The following is an 18,421-nucleotide window of genomic DNA, read 5'->3' on the forward strand; positions in this document are numbered from 1 at the left end:
CAGTATTTCCGCTTTCCGCCATTGGCCGAGCAAATCAAGGCGGCCGCCGCAAAGCAGATAGCCTGGGGCCGCGACCCGGGCGAGCATGGCCCCATCCACCTGTTTGTCGTCACCAATGCGAGCGACGAGGGCATCGGCCCCGGCACGGTGAACACCTACCGGATGCTCGAGGCCCTGGGCCGCGCCGACACCATCCCCGGTGTGGCGAAACTCGAACGGCAGGACAAGCGGCGCGAGGCCTTGCAAAAGGAATATGACGAGGCGGTCGCGGCGGAKAAGCAGGCCCGTGGAGCSATGCAGGGCGCCGAGGRAATGCGCCGATACGTGGACAGCGAAGTCACCGCGAAGAAGCTGGCCGAGGCCATCGAGAACCTGAGGCGGGCACGAGAGCGACAGGCAGAACTGGTCGATCAGATGAAAGCCCCGCAGGAGGCCATCGTCCCGTCAGAAATCCCCGGCCTGAAAGTCCACATCTGCACGCTGGTCGCGCCGGATTCCCCACCCGGAAAATGGGAGCACGTGTATGTGCACTCGAAGCTGATGATTATTGACGATGTGTTCATGACGCTGGGCTCGGCGAATATCAATACCCGCAGCATGGCGGCGGATAGTGAATTGAATATCTGCCATGAGCATACGGGGGTGACGGGGCCGCTACGGAAGCGGTTGTGGGGGATACATACCGGTGGAAAAGGGGCGCAGGAAGATGTTAGGGAGGCGTTTATGAAATGGGACGGCATCGTCAGAATGAACGCCGAAAGGAGAAGAAACGGCGAGACCCCCAGTACCTCTCTGGTGGGTTTCCATCGCGATGATCCCACGCGAACCTATTTGGATTAGCGAATGCGAATACTCCTCAACTTAGTGTTGGCCACATTTGCCTTGACCGCATGTTCAAAGGAAAACCCGATGAGAACCGTTCCAGACCTTTCGCAGATCCGTGCCAACCTGGAGTTCTCTTGCGTGCATGAGGCCGCGCAGCTTCCGGCGTTGAATCCCGAGGCCGATACGCTGTTTCGATACGCAAGGTATCTGGAAAAGAAAAAAGGGCCGAAGGAATATGACGAGGTGGCGCGCTACTATCGGATCGCAGCTGCCCACGGTCACTACAAAGCCAATAACAACTTGCAGCAGTTGGTGTCACACGGATTGGCGTCTTCACCTCTCGCACAAAAGGAGAGTGTCGACCTGGCCGCGCAGTTGGTCGAAGCGGGCGTGCCGTCAGGGTACTACGACATCGGCTATTACTTGAACCTGGGCTACGGTCTCAAGCGGGACAAAGAAATGGCGCTGCGGTACTTTCGCAAAGCGGCCGACCTTGGTAATGCGAATGCTCAGACGTATGTGGCAGAGCTTCTCGCGCCGTTAGATAAAGCTCCAGATATCGCGCGGAAAATGCAGCGGTGCGCAGCCGAGCAGGGTCACGGTGAGGCGGCGGGAAGTCTGGGAATTCATCTGCAGAATAAGGGAGTCTACGCCGACGCAATTCAAACGTACCAGATGGGCGTTCGCGCGGGCAATGCGCTTTCAGCATCCTTTCTTGAGGAAGGATTTCGGGGGCCGCCAGAATCGGATATGTACTATTTAGGCGCCGCACCGGATATCGAGCGGTCTGAGCGCTATAAATTGATCGGCAAATTCCTAGATCGTTACGACGGCCAAAACCCCAAGCTCCCCGACATCGACACAATCGTCCCCCTGCCCCCGGCCAAGCTTCCGCCCTGGGACGGCACCTTCCAGTGGCAGAAGGAACAGGAAGCCGCCGAACCACCGCCAAAGCCGTCGGATGAACTCATCCTCCGCCTGTGCAAGGCCAAGAACCTCGACCCCGCCACGGGCCTGGCCATTCCGCCCCCGCCCAAGGCGGCATTGGGCACGCAGGCGAACACCGGCACACCGTGCCCCGAATCCGGAACATGGCGCGCCACCCGGTTCAGCTTTCTACAGGACGCCACCGGGCATTTCCGTAAAGGCGAGACGATGCCCGCGCTCTACGTCCCCAACCGGCGCATCTTCGACTGGCTCGACGATTTTCTGGGCTTGCGCTATCAGGACGTGGCCGTCACCTGGAAACTGGTGGTCCACGACAAGGAAACCTGACCGACCGGCGCCCCTTGATGACCCAAAGCCGTATTGGCACAAACAAAGACCATCGAAACAAATGGAAGTCACCGGTGGCCTCATTGATCGAATCTTATCGAGACGATCCAAAGCGCTCCGATCCGGACTGAAATGCGAACCTTTCCCTTGTTTTTTGCCATGGCGTTTACGACGATCGCATGTTCAATGGAGACCCCTATGCGAACCGTCCCGGATTTGGCCAGTGTCCGCGCGAATCTTGCTTTCGAATGTACGTATGAAGCAGCAAGTCTTCCTCCGCTCAATCCGGAGGCCGATGTATTGTTTCGGTATGCTCGGCATCTGGAAAGGCTTAGCGGCCCAAAGGATTTCGATGAGGTGGCTCTCTACTATCGAGTAGCAGCTGCCCATGGACACTACAAGGCAAACAATAACCTGCAGCAACTGATTTCACACGGTTTGGCTTCCTCGCCGCTCGCGCAAAAGGAAAGCGTCGACCTGGCTGCGCAGTTAATCGAGGAGGGGGTGCCGTCCGGGTATTACGACATTGGGTATTACTTGAACCTCGGCTATGGCCTCAAGCAAGATAAGGAAATGGCGCTACGGTACATCCGCAAGGCAGCCGACCTTGGCAACGCCAACGCACAAGTCTACGTTGCGGAGTTGCTTGCAGGCTGGGACAAGGCTCCTGCAATAGCGAGAAGCATGCGCCAGTGCGCCACCGATCAGGGACATGGCGAGGCGGCAAACGCGCTGGGAACCAACTTGCAGGGCGACCAACTGTATGCGGAAGCGGTAAAAGCATTTCAGAAGGGCGTAGCCGCCGGAAATTCGATAGCCGCCCTAGTGCTGGAGTACGGCTTCAAGCCGGTTCTCCCAGAGGATATGGACTATCTTGCCTTACCTCCCGACCCCGAACGCTCCCGCCGTTATGAGCAAATCGGCAAATTCCTAGACCGCTACGACGGCCAAAACCCCAAGCTCCCCGACATCGACACAATCGTCCCGCTGCCCCCCGCCAAACTCCCACCCTGGGACGGCACCTTCCAGTGGCAGAAGGAACAGGAAGCCGCCGAACCACCGCCAAAGCCGTCGGATGAACTCATCCTCCGCCTGTGCAAGGCCAAGAACCTCGACCCCGCCACGGGCCTGGCCATTCCGCGCCCGCCCAAGGCCGCATTGGGCACGCAGGCGAAACCACCCTATATAACCCAAAGTCGTCCAATTCCTACACCGATATCAGCCCTAGCCCGCCTTGGTTGTGCCGCCTGCTGTTCTACCCTGAATCTACAAGGCAACGCTGAGGCAAGGCTTGGGCTGCGCCTCCGGAACAACAATAGGGAAACAAGGAGCACGCCATGGGTATCGGCACCATTCTTCTCATTATTCTGATTCTGCTGCTCGTCGGCGCGCTTCCGGCGTGGCCGTATAGCACGGGCTGGGGTTATTGGCCCAGCGGCGGGCTGGGTCTTATCGTTCTCATCGTGGTCCTGCTGGTGGTATTGGGCCGAATATAAGGAGTGATTGTCATGCCAGCGAAATCGAAGGCACAGCAAATGGCCGCCGGTGCGGCGCTCTCCGCCAAGCGTGGAGACACCAAGGCTGGCGCGCTGAAAGGCGCGTCCAAGTCGATGTACAAGTCCATGAGCGAAAAGGAACTGGACAAGATGGCCAGCACCAAGCAAAAGGGCAAGCCGACGCACAAGGCCAAGAGCTGATCGCTGCCGCATCTCGCAGCYGCRTCTCGCGGAACCTCGTGCCCCTGCCGGATCCTATCCGCAGGGGCACGAGGCATTTCAGGGGGGTTACTTCTTGCGCGGCACGCAGGGGCCAATCCATCCCGGGAGCCTGCGTGCCTTGCTGCTGCGCGCCAGCGGAATGGCGAGCGTCATCGCGCGGGCGAAGCCGGCGATGCTATGCATGTCTTCCTCCACATGGCGCCGGAAGAAGCCCGCCCAGCTGAAATCGCCGTAGGCATTGCCCGGTTTCTGGTAGGCGCCGGCGTTGCGCGTGAAGGCGGCCAGGCTGCGGTACGGGTCGTCGCGCATCCCCATCACCGTGGCGGGCAGCGCATCGACGTCCAGATGCTTGCCGTGCTCATCCACCGGATGAACATGCCCGAGCGCGCGCATCTTCTTCCAGAACGCGCTGGGCGACAGGTCGCTGAGATCGGCGTCGATGCAGACCGGTGCCGTGCGCCAGCCCAGTTCCAGCCACGCGCGCGCCCAATGGTGATGATCGGCGATATACAGCGCCCCACCCGGCCCGGCGATGGTCCGGATGCAGTGTTCGCGGAGGAACTTGCGCATCGCGGCCGGCTCGCGCGGCTGGGCGCTGACGTCCATCTTCTCGTGGACCTGATAGAAGCCCAGCGTCAGCTGCGTGGGGCGCAGGGTGTCCAGGTCCGCCGTGTCGGTCTTGGCCATGGCGGGCGCCTCAGCTATGGCTCGATACCTGCCGATCGACGTAATGCTCCAGTTCGCTGCCCGGATCTTCGTTGCCCGTGCTATCCACGGCGACGGCCTCCTCGGCCACCGGCCCGGCGTGCGCGGGCCGGGCCTCGCCATTGGACTGTCCGGACTGGCCGGACTGGCCGGACTGGCCGGACTGCCGGGAGGCGGCCGGCGCGGGCCAGCACTCGCCTTCCTGCGTGTCCACCAGCTTGGGCTGTCGCTTCGGATCGAAGTCGGCCCACTGGCCGCCTTCCCAGGTGCCGCTCGCCCGCTCGATGTCGCAGGCGCCGCCTTCGCGCAGCACATCGGCCACTTCCTCGCGGCGGTCGCCCTTGGCGCGGGCGGCCAGCAGCACGCCCGGCGGGCGGGCGCCGCCCGGGTTGACGGACATGATCGACACATCCCAGACCGAGAACCCGCGCGCGTACAGCTTCTGGGCGATCTCCTCGGCGTCCGGGATGGACGCGAACCGGCCGGCTACGATGGATGACATGATGGGCTCCCTTGCGATACGTCGCGATTTATCGATCGATGCGGGCGCGGTCAACCGTTGACCACTTCCCCGCCATTGATATGCAGAATCTGGCCGGTGATGTAGCTCGCGGCGTCAGACGCCAGGAACACATAGCCGGCCGCCACCTCGAAAGGCTGGCCGGGCCGCCCCATTGGCGTCTTCTTGCCGAACTTGGCCACCTCTTCCTCAGTGAACGTGGACGGAATCAGCGGCGTCCAGATGGGCCCCGGCGCCACGCCGTTGACGCGGATGCCACGCTTGACGATCTGTAGCGCCAGCGAGCGCGTGAACGACACGATGGCCCCCTTCGTCGCCGAATAATCGAGCAGATGGCCGCTACCGCGATAGGCCGTCACCGAGGTCGTATTCAGGATCGACGCGCCCTTCTGCAGGTGCGGCAGCGCGGCGCGCGTGACGTGGAACATGGCGAAGACATTGGTGCGAAAGGTGGCTTCGAGCTGGCTGGTGTCGATGTCTTCGAGCGAATCCTGCGGATGCTGCTCGGCGGCGTTGTTGACCAGGATGTCGAGCCGGCCGAACTGCTTGATGGTCTGGGCCACCACGGCGTCGGCATGGCTGACCTCGGCCAGATCCCCGGCGATGACCAGCGCCCGGCGGCCAGCCTGCTCGATCAGGCTGGCGGTTTCCTTCGCGTCGCCGTGCTCGTCCAGATAGGCGATGGCCACGTCGGCGCCCTCGCGCGCGTAGGCCACGGCGATGGCGCGGCCGATGCCACTGTCGCCGCCGGTCACCAGCGCCACTTTGCCTTCCAGGCGCCCGCTGCCCACGTAGTCGTCGGCGCCGCTATCCGGGCGCGGTTCCATCTCGCTTTCCAGGCCTGGCTGATGTTCCTGGTGCTGGGGCGGTACCTGCTTGGGTGTAGCCATGGCAATACCTGTGAGAAGGGGATCGGAATTGGATATAGGCAAGGTCTGCGCAAATTCCATGCCGCGCGCCGTGGCCCGCCCGCAAGGGAAGATTAGGCGGCTGGCGCCCTCGCCGCGCGTAACGGTTACAACGTGTGGCAAGGATTGCACCCGGCGCCGCGCGCGGCTCGCATCGCGCACATCGCGCGGGTACGGCCCCGACCAGCCTCCGCGCGGCATGGAACTTGCGGCTTGGCGAACACCGAACCGCAAGGAGCGCGACATGTTCAATTTCCGAGGAGACCGCGGTGCCAGCCGCACGGGCCGCGCCAAGCCCGAGCCGGCCAGCCCGACGCATGAGGACTGGGGACAGGAATGGGGCGAAGACTGGCGCGGCGATACGACCTACGGCGGCGCTGGCTACTACGGCGACAGCCGCAGCGGCGGACAGTCGTTCAACAGTGCACAACGCGTGTATCCGGGCGATCCCGGCTATCGCGAACATCCCACGCGGCCGCAAACGCTCTCCGGCACCGGTGTCGGCAGCCGCCGCCCGGTGGGGCCAAAGAACTACGAACGGCCCGACGAGCGGGTGCTGGGCGATGTGTGCGACCGCCTCGCCCACCATCCCGACGTGGACGTCTCCGATGTGACCGTCGATGTCGACAAGGGGCTGGTCAAGCTCGGCGGCACGGTCGGAGACCGGCGCCAGAAATACATCGTCGAGGAGATCGCCGATGCCGTGTACGGCGTGAAGGACGTGGAAAACCAGATCCGCGTGCGCCGGCCGGGCGAGGGAGCCGACTCCGCCCARCGCGACAGCATCGGTAGCTGGGCATCCGGCTCGGAAACCGGCGAAGCCACCACCTCCCCCGAACGCACGCTGAACAAGAGCTGAGGCCACCCCCATGGCAAAACCGCTGCGCGCAGGCGCAAAGCTGATGGTGCCGATGGATCATCTGCGGCCCACGCAGATCACCATCGGCGGCTACCACGTCGCGCAGAAGATTCATGTCACGCGGCGCCTGTCGCACGCCGATCTGCCCGGCTTTCTCGACAAACACCGCGTTCACGTGGTGCTCGGCCCGGAGCACACGCTCTACGTGGTGGATCACCACCACTGGGTGCGTGCCTGGCATGAGATGGGCATGGAGATGGTGCCGGCGCACGTGCGGGAAGACCTGAGCCACCTGTCCCAGCGCAAGTTCTGGGCGTACATGGTCGAGAACCACATGGTCCACCCGTACGACGAGCAGGGCCGGCGCCAGCCCATCAAGGCGCTGCCGCCGGACATCCATGCCATGCGGGACGATCCGTATCGGAGCCTGGAGGCGTTCGTGCAGCTGGCCGGCGGCTATCGCAAGGTCAAGGCCGCCTATCCGGATTTCCGCTGGGCCGACTTCTTCCGCCAGCACATCGAAGGGCCGTTCGACACCCATCACGGCTTTGCCACCGCGCTGGCGCGCGCGGTGCAACTGGCGCTGAGCACCAAGGCGCGCGGGCTGCCCGGCTATATCGGGCCATGCCGCAAGCGCGCTGCGTCGAAGAAGAAAAAGACCTAGTCAGGCGCCGCGATCGAGCGGCGCATCAGGACGCGGCGTCTTGGCGGGCTGCGGGGCATCGCGGCGATCGGGGCCATCGCCCCGGCGTGCCATGTCGCGCGCCTGCGTCAGCACGCAGCACAGCAGGTAGTAGGCCCGCTTGAACTCGTTGGCCGCTTCGCGCGGGCAGCCGTTACCGGCCTGCCGGAAGCCCGCGTCGAGCCGGGCCTCGATGCCGCTTTCCCATTCCGCTTCCGGGAACAGATGGCGTGCACGGTTGCGCCAGAGCGCCATCGTCGACATCTGCCGACTAGCCAGCGTGGAGGGCTCCCAGCGCCCCTCGCCATTGCCGAGGTCCAGGCGCATCTCGCACAACGCCTGCATCAGCACGCGCGCCTGCCGGAGATCCCGCCCGCGTAGCGGCCGGACCGTGCCACCGCGCCCCTTGCAGGGAACCGTGGCCAGCCGTGGCATCGGCACTTCTTGATGGTTGTGGTTGTTGAGGGCTGCAACGATGGACTCCGTTTGCGGGAAGTCCTGATGCACCGTTTCCTGCTGGCTGCCGTCGATACTCAGGCAACTGAAGACTGCGTTTTCCACCTTGGCCTCTTGCTAGACTCGCTACGCTGTTGTTATTCATTGGTAGGCGTAGCGATGCAATTGCCGTGCCGGACAACGCGGGCTCACCTCATGCTGCTTTGCGAGGCGTCGCCACCGGCGCACAAGTGCTCTCCAGCAGCGCCAGCAGGCGCGCTTCGTCGGCACGCAGGCGCACGCCGGCACGCGGGGCCGGCAAGGCTTGCAAGGTGTCATCCATGAAGGCCGCGAGCACATCCGGGTGTACGTAGCATTTTCGACAGACGGCCATGGTGTTGCGCAGCCGCTGCGCCACTTCGCGGATGACCTCGGTCACGGCCTTCTTGCGCGCGGTCTCGCTGTCGGCCGTGGTCTTGCGCAGCAGCGCCAGCGCGTGGACGCTGCCGGCCCAGGTGCGGAAGTCCTTGGCCGTGAAATCGCCGCCGGTCACCTCCTGCAGGTAAGCGTTGACATCGACCGAGCCGATCTCGCGGATCTCGCCCTCCGGGTCCTTGTACTTGAACAGCCGCTGCCCMGGCAGCTCCGTGCAGTTGCGGACGATGCGGGCCAGGCGGGCATCGTTGACGGACACGTCGTGGGTCACGCCGCTCTTGCCGGTGAACTGGAAGCGCAGGCGGCTTCCGCGCACGGCCACATGGCGCCGGTGCAGCGTAGTCAGCCCATAGGTGCGATTCTGGCGCGCGTAACGCGGSGTGCCGACGCGCACGAGGGTGGCATCCAGCAACGTCACCACGGCGGCAAGGATCTTCTCGCGCGGCATGCCGTTGCGCGCCAGATCTCGGGCCAGCCGCCCGCGCAGACGCGGCAGCGCATGCCCGAAGGCCATCAGGCGGGTGTACTTGTCGGTGTCGCGCAGCGCGGCCCAGTCCGGGTGATAGAGGTATTGCTTCCGGCCCCGCGCATCGCGGCCCGTGGCCTGGAGATGGCCGGTGGGGTCGGCGCAGATCCAGACCGACTCGTAGGCTGGCGGAATCGCCAGCGCCTGGATGCGCGCGAGCGTGGCCTTGTCCTCGATGCGCTTGCCCTTGGCATCGGCATAGTAGAAGCCCGTGCCCGCGCGGCGCCGGGCGATGCCGGCTTCGCCGTCGTCGGCGTGCCGCAGCCCCACGGCACGCAACGCGGCGTCGGCGGCTTGCTCGGCGGTCGCTGCGGGCGAAGGGGTGACGGACGCGGGGCTCATGTGGCTCCGCCAACGCACAAACAATGCCAGCCAGTGGCGACCGCACTTTATGCGGGTTTTGCAAGAATTTCCGGTGCGACTGGCAGAAACAACACGGCCTGCAATCGCTACAAAGCGACTCGCACGCGCTGCCCCGCGCTACTTGCGTGCCTTCGGCGCCGACGCCGCGATCACCTGCGGGTCGTTCTCGTCGTCGGCATCGCCAGCCGCCACGGCGGTCTCGTTGTCGTCCTCATCGGGCGCCAGGCCGGCATCGGCACGCGGCGGGGGCGGCTTTTGGCGCGACACCGTGTATTCGGGGGATTCGGTTGCCGTTGCCTTCTTCACGGTGGACGGTGTGCTTGGCCGGGGCGGCGCCACCGCCGGGCCGGTACGCGCCTCGGTCACCATCTCGCGCAGCCATCCCACCAGCAACTTGCCATAGGCGCGCTGGCAGTCCTCTGTCGACAGACCGTGGTCGGCGCCCTTCAGTACCCGGTACGTGATCGACCAGGCCTCGCAGCAGGCGTCCACGTAGCTGAGCACCGCCGCGTGGGGCACGATGCTGTCATGCTGCGATTCCACGACCAGCACATCGCCCTTGAAATTGGTACAGGCGCGCAGGGCCCGGTTGGTATCGGGGGCTACCACCTTGCGCCGGTACGCCACGAGATCCTGGTCGTGGTGGAGCTGCCGTTTGGGCGACTCCCATCCGCTATCCATGTAGAGCGCCGGCGCGCGCAGGGCCAGCCAGCGCACCGGGCGCAGCTCGCACAGCACGGCGGCCAGGTAGCCGCCGTAACTGCTGCCCACCACGGCGATGGCGTTGCGGTCCACCTCGGGGTGCCGCACCAGCACGTCATAGGCAGCCAGGACATCGGCCAGGTTGCGCATGCGGCTGACGGTTTCGTATTGCGCGGCGGTACCGGCATGACCGGTCAGGTCGAAGGTCATGCAGACGCAGCCCAGGCCGGCCACCTCGCGCGCACGCGCCAGGTACTGCTGCTGGCTGCCGCCCCAGCCGTGCACGAACAGCACGCCGGGGAGCTTGGTGGCCGGCGTGATCAGCGTGCCGGCGATGGTACCGCCATCGGTATGGACCTGTAACGATTCCTCATGTGTGGCCATCAGAACTGGACTCCAGAATTGCGTACTTCGTCAACGGGCCGACGTTGCGGTCTTCTCCCTGGTAATAGACGTCCGCGCCGGGCGGCACGGGTACGTCGCTGCCATAGATCTCGCGCGTGCTGGCGGTGGCCCGCACGCATTGGGGATCGGCCTGGAAGGCCGCCAGCGCGGCCAGTTCGGCCCCGGTGGCGCCGCCCACGCGCCATGACTGTTCGAGCACGCCGAGCCGCTGCCGGCCGTTGTCGGTGCCCATCGCCACATCGTAGTTGCAGCGGGACACCATCGTGCCCGGAAAACACTCCACCGCCGCGGCGTGATAGGCCAGCGCGGCCTGCACGGCCTCGCGCAGGTGCGCCTCGATCGGATGCGCGCACAGGTCTTCCAGCGAGCCCCGCACCACGCGCAGCGTGGACCCGCCGTAGACCAGCTTGCCGGCGTGATTGCGGGTGAGGCCCTGGGTGCCGCAGTAGCTCGCGCGCAGGTTGCCCACCTCCAGCTGACCGACGCTGAACGTCGTCACGTCCTCGAGGTTGCGTTCGAGCACCAAGCCTTCGCACTCGATCCGCCGGGCGTCCAGCGCTTCCAGCGCGGCGTCCAGTTCGGCCGCGTTCGCCACCACCTGCTGGCCGAGTCCGCCGATGCCGCACGGCTCCTTCACACGGACCTTGCCCTCGCCCAGCATGGCCTGCCCGGCGCGCCGGGCATCCTCCACCGAGAACGCGGTGTAGCCGGGCAGGACGYAGGGCTCGATGCGCGCGCCGAAGTCATGGCTCCAGCCCTCCGGCGCCCTTGCATCGGGAGAAATCAGCCCGTGGGAGATCGCCTTGGTGCCGACGAAATCGTGCGGCACCACGCCGCCGAGCAGGTCATGCAGGCTGTCGATGCCGAGCTGGCGGGCGCTGTCGATGCCAGTCAGTGTGTCGGCCGGCACGAAGTAGAGACGGTCCGCCGCAGCGCCGTGGGTCACGGCGTCGTAGCTGCCCGCGTAGCGGAAACCCGCGAGGGCCGCCACGCGCTCGGCGATGTTYCGCAGCGTGACGCCCGGATGACTCGCCGGGTCGTCGCAATCGGCGCGCCCGTAGACAACCACGCGCACCTCGCGTGGCTGGGCCAGCGGCGCCGGCTCGTTGGATGCCGTCGTAACTGCGGGATTCGGAGTTGCCGGGGTGGCCAAAATGGTCTCCTCAGGGAACAGACGTGCCCGGAACGCACCGGGCATGCGCCGCCAAGCCGAGCCAGATCCATGCCAGCTAGGTGGCGGGCTCGGCATCGGCCGGGGCGGCATCCGCTTGACGCCGCGCGTGGCGCGCGCGCCGTTTCGCGGCATGGTTCTCGTTGGCATCGTCCAGGGAGTGGCTGCACTTCACCCCGCCCTCCTTGTCCGCCAGTTCCGCCAGATGGCGATAGAACAGCACAAGCTGGCGCAACTCGTCCTCGTCGAGTTCCTCGATCGAGATCAGATGGTTGCTCGCCGGCTTGCTCGATGCCAGCAGCTCATTCAGCTTCAGGTGCACSGCCATCGAGTCCTTGTTCTGACTCTGCTGGATCAGGAACACCATCAGGAAGGTGACGATGGTGGTGCCGGTGTTGATGATCAGCTGCCACGTCTCCGAGTAACCGAAGATCGGGCCGGTCAGGGCCCAGACCACCACCACCAGCACGGCCAGCACGAAGGCTGCCGGGGAACCCGCGTGGCGCGTGGCAGCGCCGGCGAAGTGATCGAACAGATGCATCATCCGGCGCTGTTTCATGAAAGGCTCCTGCGGAACGCACGACTGTCTACATTGTAGAGAGCGGACCGCCGCCTGATCAGCCGGCGGTGTCCTACAAGGCTGTCGGCGCGTTGTGACGCGTCGTTTTTACAAGACGGCGCCGGCTTGGGCGGCGGCTGCGCTGTGGCGCCGCAGGCATGCCGATTGCGTCGCACGGTCATGCAGGACTCTTGTTACCAGCGAAAGGAAGCGCCATGCAGACGGAAACCCAGGACACCGCCCGGACCAGTCCAGACGAAGACGACGAATTGCTGCGCGAACGCGTGGGCACATGCATCGCCGAAGCGTGCGGCGGTGACATGCCCGATGGCGTGGCCGTGCACGTGGTGGACCGGCGCGTCACGCTGACGGGCCGCGTGGAGGACATCGACCTGTCGCAACGGCTGGAAAAGGCCGCCGCCACGCCGCCGGGGATTCTCGGTGTGTCGAACCAGCTCACCACGCGGGTGCCGCCGCCCCCGGAGCCGGCCGGCCAGCCGCAGGCCAGTGGCATGCGCGCGGACCCGTCGAGCAAACCCTCGGGGCAGGTGAACCACAAGGTCTGAACCCTTCCCTCCCTCAAACGAAAAAACCGGCGCCCCAGGGCGCCGGTTTTCATCGGTACGGGCCTCAAGCCCACGGATCGTAGCGATCCTTCTCCCAGTACGGTGAAATGCCGTAGTACTCGTGGATCGTGGTAGCCCACTGCGAGTTCGCCATGGTCGGCCAGTGCTCCTTGTCGAAGCCCGGCGCGGCCTTGATGCGCTCGCGCTCCACACCCAGCACGAAACACTTGCGCCGCGTGTCCAGCGTCAGCGCAGACCACGGCAGCGCGTGCAGCTTCTCGCCGATGCCGAGGAAGCCGCCCATCGCCAGCACCGCATAGGCGATGCGGCCGCCGAGCACGTCGAGCATGATGTGGTCGATGGTGCCGATCTCCTCGCCCGAAGGGTCCACTACCTTGTTGCCTTCGAGGGTGTCGGACGCCATCACGAACGGTCCCGGCCCGGCGCTGTGCTGTTCCGCCCCGCCGATGATGGCCGCGCCCTTCGTTCCGGGGCCGCCGGGCGGGATGCCGGGCGGCTCTGGCGTGTTGTCGATGCGTTGCATGGCTGCTCCTTTTTGTGAAAGGGTGAAAGGCATGGTGATGGAAAAAACCGCGCGGCGCTTACTGCCGCTGCCGCGCGCGCGCTGAATCTTCCCCGGTCAACTGTCCTGCCGGCACGGGCGGTGCCAGCGGATCGAAATCTTCCCAGCGGCCATCGCGCCACTGGCCTTCGGCGCGCTCGACGTCTTCCGCGCCGCCCTGCCGCAACTCGTTGGCCACCAGCGCGGTGTTGTCGGGCGACACATGCGCGGCCAGCAGCACGCCGGCATGCCGCATGCGGACCTCGCCGGTGCGCGGATCGCGCTGGCCGGTGCGGGTCATCGACAACGCGCCCATCAACGACCCGCCATAGGCGCCCACGCCCGTGGCAATCGCCAGGATCAACACGAACACCCACGGCTGCGGCGGCGTGGCGAACCACGCGCGCACGGCGGCGGCCAGGCAGATCCCCACGGCCGCACCCAGCGCCGCGCCAATCATCAGGCCCCGCCCGGCGCCCTTGCCGGTCTGCCGGGCGGCCGGATCCACCGCCTGGTCGCCCCCGATCGGGAACGTGGCGTGCTGGCCGGCCGGGTTCACATAGAACAGGCTGAGATCCTGCTCGCTCAGCCCCTTGGCCCGCAAACGGGCCGCGGCGGTCTCTGCGTGGTCAAACGTATCGAATCGTCCTGCGATGATCGTAGACATAGGGATGCTCCGTTCAAAGCGTTGATGCGGTACAGGCGTGCCGGGGCGCACGAAGAATCACAAGCGGCCATCCAAAGGGAGGGCCGCCTGGCGTCCGAATCACTTCTTGCCCGACTTGGCCGTGCTCTTGTCCTTGTGGGCGGATTTGCCAGACTTGCSCGCCTTATCGGCCGCCTTGTCGCTGGCTCCCTTCCTTTCGGCAGCGGCCTTGCCGCTGGCGGCCTGATGCTCGCTGCCCTTCTTCAGGGTCCAATCCACATCGTCGCGCTTGGTGGTGGTCTTCTTCTCGGCATGCATTGCCGCGCTCGGMGAAATCGGGTCGCTGGCCGGGAAGGTCATGTCGAGCGAGTCGTCCACGGCGGCCTGATAGGTCTTCTTTTTCGGCTTGTCCTTCTCGTGCTTGCCATCCGCCTTCTCGGCGCCAGTGATTGCAGGCGCGGCGGGATGATTGGCAGAGGTCGGGAAGGGGCTTTGCGATCCCTTGGAAGCGTGGGCTTTGTGCATGGCATCTCTCCTGTTGGGTATCGAGTTCGGGTCCCCTCATGGCGGGGCTCCACGGATAACCATGCAAACGGTGGGCCAGCGGCCCATGGGCCATCCACGCCGCTTTGACGGGCGGCGGACGGTGCAGATTGTGCTGGATGCGGTAAAAAATGCCGGAAGGCGGGGCGGGCGCGGAGATCAGGCGGCCGGTTGGCGGGGGATGCGCACGGCGATGCAGACGCTGACATTGTCGGCGTCGCAGTTGTCATTCTCGGCGGTCAGCTGGGCGCCCTGCAGTTCCACCATGCGCCGCGTGAGCAGCAGCGCGGTGCTCTGCCGGGGCGAGTGGGCGCCGGCCTCGGCCACGCTGCGCCCGAAGAAGTCGGTCAGCACGGCCAGCCGGGAGGCCCCGCGCGAGCGGTCCAGCGGCGGGCTTTCGGAGATGCGGAATTTCACGTACTCGGCCTCGGCCACCAGGTGCACGCGCACCGATCCGCCGGTCGGCGCGCGCCAGATGCAATGGATCAGCAGATGGCGCAGCAGCGGCGCCAGCCGCAGCGCATCGCCCTGCACGCAGAAGTCCTGTCCGCCGGGGCTCTGGCATTCGATCGAGCCCAGCGTCACGCCGCGCGCTTCGGCCGCCGCCCGCTTGTCGCCCATGGCTTCCTCGGCGGCGTCGCGCAGGTCGGTGGTTTCCCACTCCGGCTTGCGCTCGTCGGCCAGCAGGCGCACGGCCTCCTCCATTTCCTCGATCAGTGCCAGCTGTTGCTGCATGCCGGAGCGGATGCCGTCGAGCGCGCGCTGCGCCGGGGGGGCGGGGGTATCGATCGAACGGTCCAGCACGTAGCCCCAGCTCTGGATCGCGTTGAGTGACGAGCGCAGGTCATGGGACGCCTGCTCGATCAGCGCGGCCACCTCGCCAATGCTGCGCACGGCCGGGAACGCGAGGTCCCCGGCGGCGGCGCCGTCGTGCGCGGGTTTTGGGGTGGGGCTGGGTGCGTCGGCCATGGCCATTTTCAGGTCTGCTCAGTCAGCGTGTGAATCGAAAGGGAGCCGCCAATCACGGTCCTCATGCAAGAACCATGCGCCGACAAGTCCGGCGCCGTGGATTCCCTGTCACGCAGCCTGCACTCGCCCGCCCTCACGAGGCGGCGGGCGGGCTGGAGTCGCCATTGCGCGACGCSCGCAGCCATTCGGGCAGCTCGCCCTTGGCCGCATAGTCTTCCAGCCGGTTGTATAAAGTCTTCAAACTGATGCCCAGAATCTCCGCCGCGTGCTTCTTCACGCCCGAGCACTGCTCCAGCGTGGCGAAGATCAGTTGGCGGTCCGCCTCGGCCAGGGACATGCCCACCGGCACCGAGACAACGGCCGTACCCGTCGAGGGCGCCGCCGCCACTTGGAGCGGAATCTGTACCTCGGTAATCACATCCTGGTCGGCCATGATGTAGGCGCGCTGCACGAAGTTGCGCAGCTCGCGCACGTTGCCAGGCCAGGCGTGCATGCGCAGGCTCTCCAGCACGCTGGCGGCAAAGCGCCGTTGCRTGCCCTGCTCGCCGTTCAGCTGTTCCAACATGGTGTTGGCGATCTGCACCACGTCGTCGCCGCGCGCGCGCAGCGGCGGCAGTTCGATCGGGAACACGTTCAGCCGGTGGTACAGGTCGGCGCGCAGCTTGCCCTCCGCCACGGCTTCCTCGGGGTTGCGGTTGGTGGCGGCCAGCACGCGCACATCGGCATGCTGTTCGCGGTTGGTGCCCACGCGCATGAAGGTGCCGGTCTCGAGCACGCGCAGCAGCTTGACCTGCAGCTCCAGCGGCATCTCGGTGATTTCGTCGAGGAACAGCGTGCCGCCGTCGGCGCGTTCGAAATAGCCCTTGTGCTGGCGGTCGGCGCCGGTGAAGCTGCCGCGCTCGTGGCCGAACATCTCGGTTTCGATCAGCGTGGGCGAGATCGCCCCGCAGTTCACGGCCAGGAAGGGCTGGCGCCGGCGCGGGGATAGTTCGTGCACGGTCTGCGCGGCCAGCTCCTTGCCGGTGCCGCTTTCGCCAATCAGCAGCACGGTGGCCTCGGTCGGGCCGACCTTGCTGAGCTGGTCATAGACCGCCTGCATGGCTTCGGAACTGCCCAGCAGCCGGCCGAAGCGGCCATAGCGGCGCAACTCGCCGCGCAGCGAATGGATCTCCGCTTTCAGCTCGCCGGTGGTGGCAATACGCTTGAGGACGGTCTGGAGCCGCGTGACGTTGATCGGCTTGACGAGGTAGTCGGTGGCGCCCAGGCGCAGCGCCTCCACGGCGCTCTCCACGCTGGCGTAGCCGGTGGTCAGGATGACTTCCACGCCGGACGAGCCGACTTCCTCGAACAGCTCCATGCCGCTGCCATCGGGCAGGCGCAGGTCGGCCAGCACCGCGTCGGGCATGCGCCAGCCTATCTGGAGGCGCGCCTCGCGCAGGTTGCCGGCGGTGGCGGAGGAAAACCCCTCGATCGCGACAATTTCTGCCAGCGCCGCGCAGGCGTTTTCGTCGTCGTCTACGATCAGGATGTGTGGCATAGGCTGCGCTGGCGTCCGTTGGCGCGGGATTCCTGTCGGAAATCGGTCCGGAGTCTGATTCTCATGAGCCCGTTGGCCTTTCGGTTCGGTGGATGCAGGGTGCTGCGGCGCTTCAGATACTACTGAGATTACGCGGCGGCAAACCGCCTGGCAAAAGTCTCGCCGTGCAACGGGCGGCACAGGGGCAACACAGGCGGCAAGATACGCTGAAGTCTAGCTACAGGCGCTTGGCCGATATGCCAGTGTCCGTCTGACACAGGTGTCGGACCTTTCCGCGACGGCGGCWTGGGATGTAGCCACCCGCAGCGCGACCGGATAGCATTAAAACATCATTGACCAATCCGACGCCGTCRGCACCCTTCCCCCACTTTCCTGGGATGGCGGGCGCAGGCGGCCACACTGCCACCCGTGTCCACCACCGCGACGCTTCCATCCGCACGTTCCTCGGCGCCCCCGCCGCGCGCGCCGGGCCGCCGTGCCGCGCCCGGGCAGGTCTCCCTGCTCTGGGAGAGTACCGCGCCAGCCATGCAGCGGCTGATCGCCCAGCTCAACCGGGTGGCGGGGACGGACGTGACGATGCTGGCGGTGGGCGAGAGCGGCAGCGGCAAGGAAGTGGTGGCGCGCGCCGTGCACGAGCGCAGCAGCCGCGCCGGCGGCCCGTTCGTGGCGGTCAACTGCGGCGCCATCGCCCCCACGCTGATTGAATCCGAGCTGTTCGGCCACGAGAAAGGCGGCTTCACGGGCGCGCTGGAGCAGAAGGCCGGCTACTTCGAGCAGGCCCAGGGCGGCACGCTGTTCCTGGACGAAGTCACCGAAATGCCGGTGGAGATGCAGATCAAGCTGCTGCGCGTGCTGGAAAGCCGTAACTTCCACCGCGTGGGCGGCGACACCCTGCTGGTGAGCGACGTCCGCATCCTGGCCGCCACCAACCGCGACCCCATGGAGGCCGTCCGGGACGGCCAGTTGCGCGAAGACCTGCTGTACCGGCTGGCCGTCTTCCCGCTCCATATTCCGCCGCTGCGCGAACGCACCGAGGACATCGTCCCGCTGGCGCGCCATTTCCTGGCCGAATTCAACGCCATGGARCAGACCGAGAAAGCATTTTCGGCCAGCACGCTCGAACGGCTRGTGCGCTATGACTGGCCCGGCAATGTGCGCGAACTGAAGAATTCCGTATATCGCGCCTATATTCTGGCCGATAAACTCGTGGAAATYGGCAATCCCAATCTCGCCAGCCAGCCGATGCGGCCGACGACCGTCGATGGCGTGGTCAGCGTACGGGTGGGGACGACACTGGCCGATACGCAGCGGGAGATTATCCTGGCCACGCTGTCGCGCTTCGACGGCGACAAGCGGCAGGCCGCCAAGGCGCTTGGCATCAGCCTGAAGACGCTCTACAACCGGCTGGATGTCTATCGCGCCGGATAATGGCGCGCCGCCTCCGCTGAAAATCGTCCCCGCCCCTTGGCGGGGATTTTTTTGCCGATTTATTCCGCACCGGCGTGCCGAT

At 65.8% G+C, this 18,421-nt stretch carries 22 protein-coding genes; 9 read left to right on the forward strand and 13 right to left on the reverse strand.

Translation table 11 applies throughout. The features are described from left to right. The 5 genes from AB4Z27_RS20225 to AB4Z27_RS20245 form a co-directional block, all read left to right on the forward strand. A partial coding sequence (locus AB4Z27_RS20225) for a phospholipase D-like domain-containing protein (RefSeq protein ID WP_441645091.1) occupies positions 1 to 840 on the forward strand: 840 nt, incomplete at its 5' end. A gap of 69 nt (positions 841 to 909) precedes the next feature. Beyond that, a complete protein-coding gene (locus AB4Z27_RS20230) occupies positions 910 to 2,100 on the forward strand; it encodes an SEL1-like repeat protein (protein WP_441645092.1) in 1,191 nt (396 codons plus the stop codon). A 198-nt stretch (positions 2,101 to 2,298) separates the two neighbouring features. After that, on the forward strand, positions 2,299 to 3,471 hold the full coding sequence (locus tag AB4Z27_RS20235; protein WP_441645093.1) for an SEL1-like repeat protein: 1,173 nt from the start codon (positions 2,299 to 2,301) through the stop codon (positions 3,469 to 3,471). After that, a complete protein-coding gene (locus tag AB4Z27_RS20240) occupies positions 3,438 to 3,596 on the forward strand; it encodes a DUF3309 family protein (protein ID WP_082016542.1) in 159 nt (52 codons plus the stop codon). The genes AB4Z27_RS20235 and AB4Z27_RS20240 overlap by 34 nt, the downstream gene beginning before the upstream one ends. Before the next feature lie 12 nt (positions 3,597 to 3,608). After that, positions 3,609 to 3,797 carry a DUF3008 family protein gene (locus tag AB4Z27_RS20245; protein ID WP_092301347.1) on the forward strand — a complete coding sequence of 63 codons (189 nt, stop codon included), beginning with the start codon at positions 3,609 to 3,611 and terminating at the stop codon, positions 3,795 to 3,797. Between the two features lie 87 nt (positions 3,798 to 3,884). On the opposite strand, the gene AB4Z27_RS20250 is transcribed toward AB4Z27_RS20245, so the two are convergent. Genes AB4Z27_RS20250 through AB4Z27_RS20260 form a run of 3 tightly spaced genes read right to left on the reverse strand, consistent with a single transcriptional unit; the run spans position 3,885 to position 5,933 of the window. After that, positions 3,885 to 4,505, reverse strand: coding sequence for a ParB-like protein (locus AB4Z27_RS20250; RefSeq protein WP_092301350.1), 621 nt, complete (start codon positions 4,503 to 4,505; stop codon positions 3,885 to 3,887). 10 nt (positions 4,506 to 4,515) lie between these two features. Beyond that, positions 4,516 to 5,025, reverse strand: a complete 510-nt coding sequence (locus tag AB4Z27_RS20255) for a hypothetical protein (RefSeq protein WP_441645094.1) — start codon at positions 5,023 to 5,025, stop codon at positions 4,516 to 4,518. A gap of 50 nt (positions 5,026 to 5,075) precedes the next feature. Then, positions 5,076 to 5,933: an SDR family oxidoreductase gene (locus tag AB4Z27_RS20260; protein WP_092301356.1), complete on the reverse strand. Its 858-nt coding sequence runs from the start codon at positions 5,931 to 5,933 to the stop codon at positions 5,076 to 5,078. A gap of 262 nt (positions 5,934 to 6,195) precedes the next feature. Here AB4Z27_RS20260 and AB4Z27_RS20265 point away from each other — a divergent pair, with 262 nt between their 5' ends. Both AB4Z27_RS20265 and AB4Z27_RS20270 read left to right on the forward strand, forming a co-directional pair. Beyond that, the gene (locus tag AB4Z27_RS20265) at positions 6,196 to 6,810 is read left to right on the forward strand and encodes a BON domain-containing protein (RefSeq protein WP_255370986.1); all 615 of its coding nucleotides are present in this window, start codon (positions 6,196 to 6,198) and stop codon (positions 6,808 to 6,810) included. Between the two features lie 10 nt (positions 6,811 to 6,820). Beyond that, positions 6,821 to 7,474: a ParB-like protein gene (locus AB4Z27_RS20270; RefSeq protein WP_092301362.1), complete on the forward strand. Its 654-nt coding sequence runs from the start codon at positions 6,821 to 6,823 to the stop codon at positions 7,472 to 7,474. On the opposite strand, the gene AB4Z27_RS20275 is transcribed toward AB4Z27_RS20270, so the two are convergent. The 5 genes from AB4Z27_RS20275 to AB4Z27_RS20295 all read right to left on the reverse strand — a co-directional run bounded on the left by AB4Z27_RS20275 (position 7,475) and on the right by AB4Z27_RS20295 (position 12,088). Then, positions 7,475 to 8,053 (reverse strand): hypothetical protein, encoded by a 579-nt coding sequence (locus AB4Z27_RS20275; protein ID WP_092301365.1) that lies wholly within the window; start codon positions 8,051 to 8,053, stop codon positions 7,475 to 7,477. Between the two features lie 88 nt (positions 8,054 to 8,141). After that, the gene (locus tag AB4Z27_RS20280; protein WP_441645095.1) at positions 8,142 to 9,230 is read right to left on the reverse strand and encodes a DNA topoisomerase IB; all 1,089 of its coding nucleotides are present in this window, start codon (positions 9,228 to 9,230) and stop codon (positions 8,142 to 8,144) included. Positions 9,231 to 9,368: 138 nt separating this feature from the next. Next, positions 9,369 to 10,337 (reverse strand): alpha/beta hydrolase family protein, encoded by a 969-nt coding sequence (locus tag AB4Z27_RS20285; protein ID WP_441645096.1) that lies wholly within the window; start codon positions 10,335 to 10,337, stop codon positions 9,369 to 9,371. Next, positions 10,324 to 11,511, reverse strand: a complete 1,188-nt coding sequence (locus AB4Z27_RS20290; protein WP_441645097.1) for a DUF3182 family protein — start codon at positions 11,509 to 11,511, stop codon at positions 10,324 to 10,326. Before AB4Z27_RS20290 ends, AB4Z27_RS20285 begins: the two co-directional genes overlap by 14 nt. A 76-nt stretch (positions 11,512 to 11,587) precedes the next feature. Further along, positions 11,588 to 12,088 (reverse strand): low affinity iron permease family protein, encoded by a 501-nt coding sequence (locus AB4Z27_RS20295; protein WP_441645098.1) that lies wholly within the window; start codon positions 12,086 to 12,088, stop codon positions 11,588 to 11,590. Between the two features lie 215 nt (positions 12,089 to 12,303). Between AB4Z27_RS20295 and AB4Z27_RS20300 the strand changes: the two genes are divergently transcribed. Then, the gene (locus tag AB4Z27_RS20300; RefSeq protein ID WP_092301376.1) at positions 12,304 to 12,654 is read left to right on the forward strand and encodes a BON domain-containing protein; all 351 of its coding nucleotides are present in this window, start codon (positions 12,304 to 12,306) and stop codon (positions 12,652 to 12,654) included. A gap of 64 nt (positions 12,655 to 12,718) precedes the next feature. On the opposite strand, the gene AB4Z27_RS20305 is transcribed toward AB4Z27_RS20300, so the two are convergent. From AB4Z27_RS20305 to AB4Z27_RS20325, 5 genes are all read right to left on the reverse strand, one after another. Continuing rightward, the gene (locus tag AB4Z27_RS20305; RefSeq protein ID WP_092301379.1) at positions 12,719 to 13,198 is read right to left on the reverse strand and encodes a PRC-barrel domain-containing protein; all 480 of its coding nucleotides are present in this window, start codon (positions 13,196 to 13,198) and stop codon (positions 12,719 to 12,721) included. 58 nt (positions 13,199 to 13,256) lie between these two features. After that, positions 13,257 to 13,883: a hypothetical protein gene (locus AB4Z27_RS20310; protein ID WP_092301382.1), complete on the reverse strand. Its 627-nt coding sequence runs from the start codon at positions 13,881 to 13,883 to the stop codon at positions 13,257 to 13,259. Positions 13,884 to 13,982: 99 nt separating this feature from the next. Then, a complete protein-coding gene (locus tag AB4Z27_RS20315; protein WP_441645099.1) occupies positions 13,983 to 14,387 on the reverse strand; it encodes a hypothetical protein in 405 nt (134 codons plus the stop codon). A gap of 177 nt (positions 14,388 to 14,564) precedes the next feature. Continuing rightward, positions 14,565 to 15,374: a sensor histidine kinase gene (locus tag AB4Z27_RS20320; protein WP_255370990.1), complete on the reverse strand. Its 810-nt coding sequence runs from the start codon at positions 15,372 to 15,374 to the stop codon at positions 14,565 to 14,567. Between the two features lie 133 nt (positions 15,375 to 15,507). Then, complete coding sequence (locus tag AB4Z27_RS20325; protein WP_441645100.1) at positions 15,508 to 16,911, reverse strand: sigma-54-dependent transcriptional regulator; 1,404 nt, start codon at positions 16,909 to 16,911, stop codon at positions 15,508 to 15,510. A gap of 408 nt (positions 16,912 to 17,319) precedes the next feature. Between AB4Z27_RS20325 and AB4Z27_RS20330 the strand changes: the two genes are divergently transcribed. Next, positions 17,320 to 18,339 carry a sigma-54 interaction domain-containing protein gene (locus AB4Z27_RS20330; RefSeq protein ID WP_092301388.1) on the forward strand — a complete coding sequence of 340 codons (1,020 nt, stop codon included), beginning with the start codon at positions 17,320 to 17,322 and terminating at the stop codon, positions 18,337 to 18,339. Positions 18,340 to 18,421 lie beyond the last annotated feature (82 nt).

The sequence above is a fragment of the Cupriavidus sp. KB_39 genome, assembly GCF_052114485.1.
Lineage (GTDB): Bacteria > Pseudomonadota > Gammaproteobacteria > Burkholderiales > Burkholderiaceae > Cupriavidus.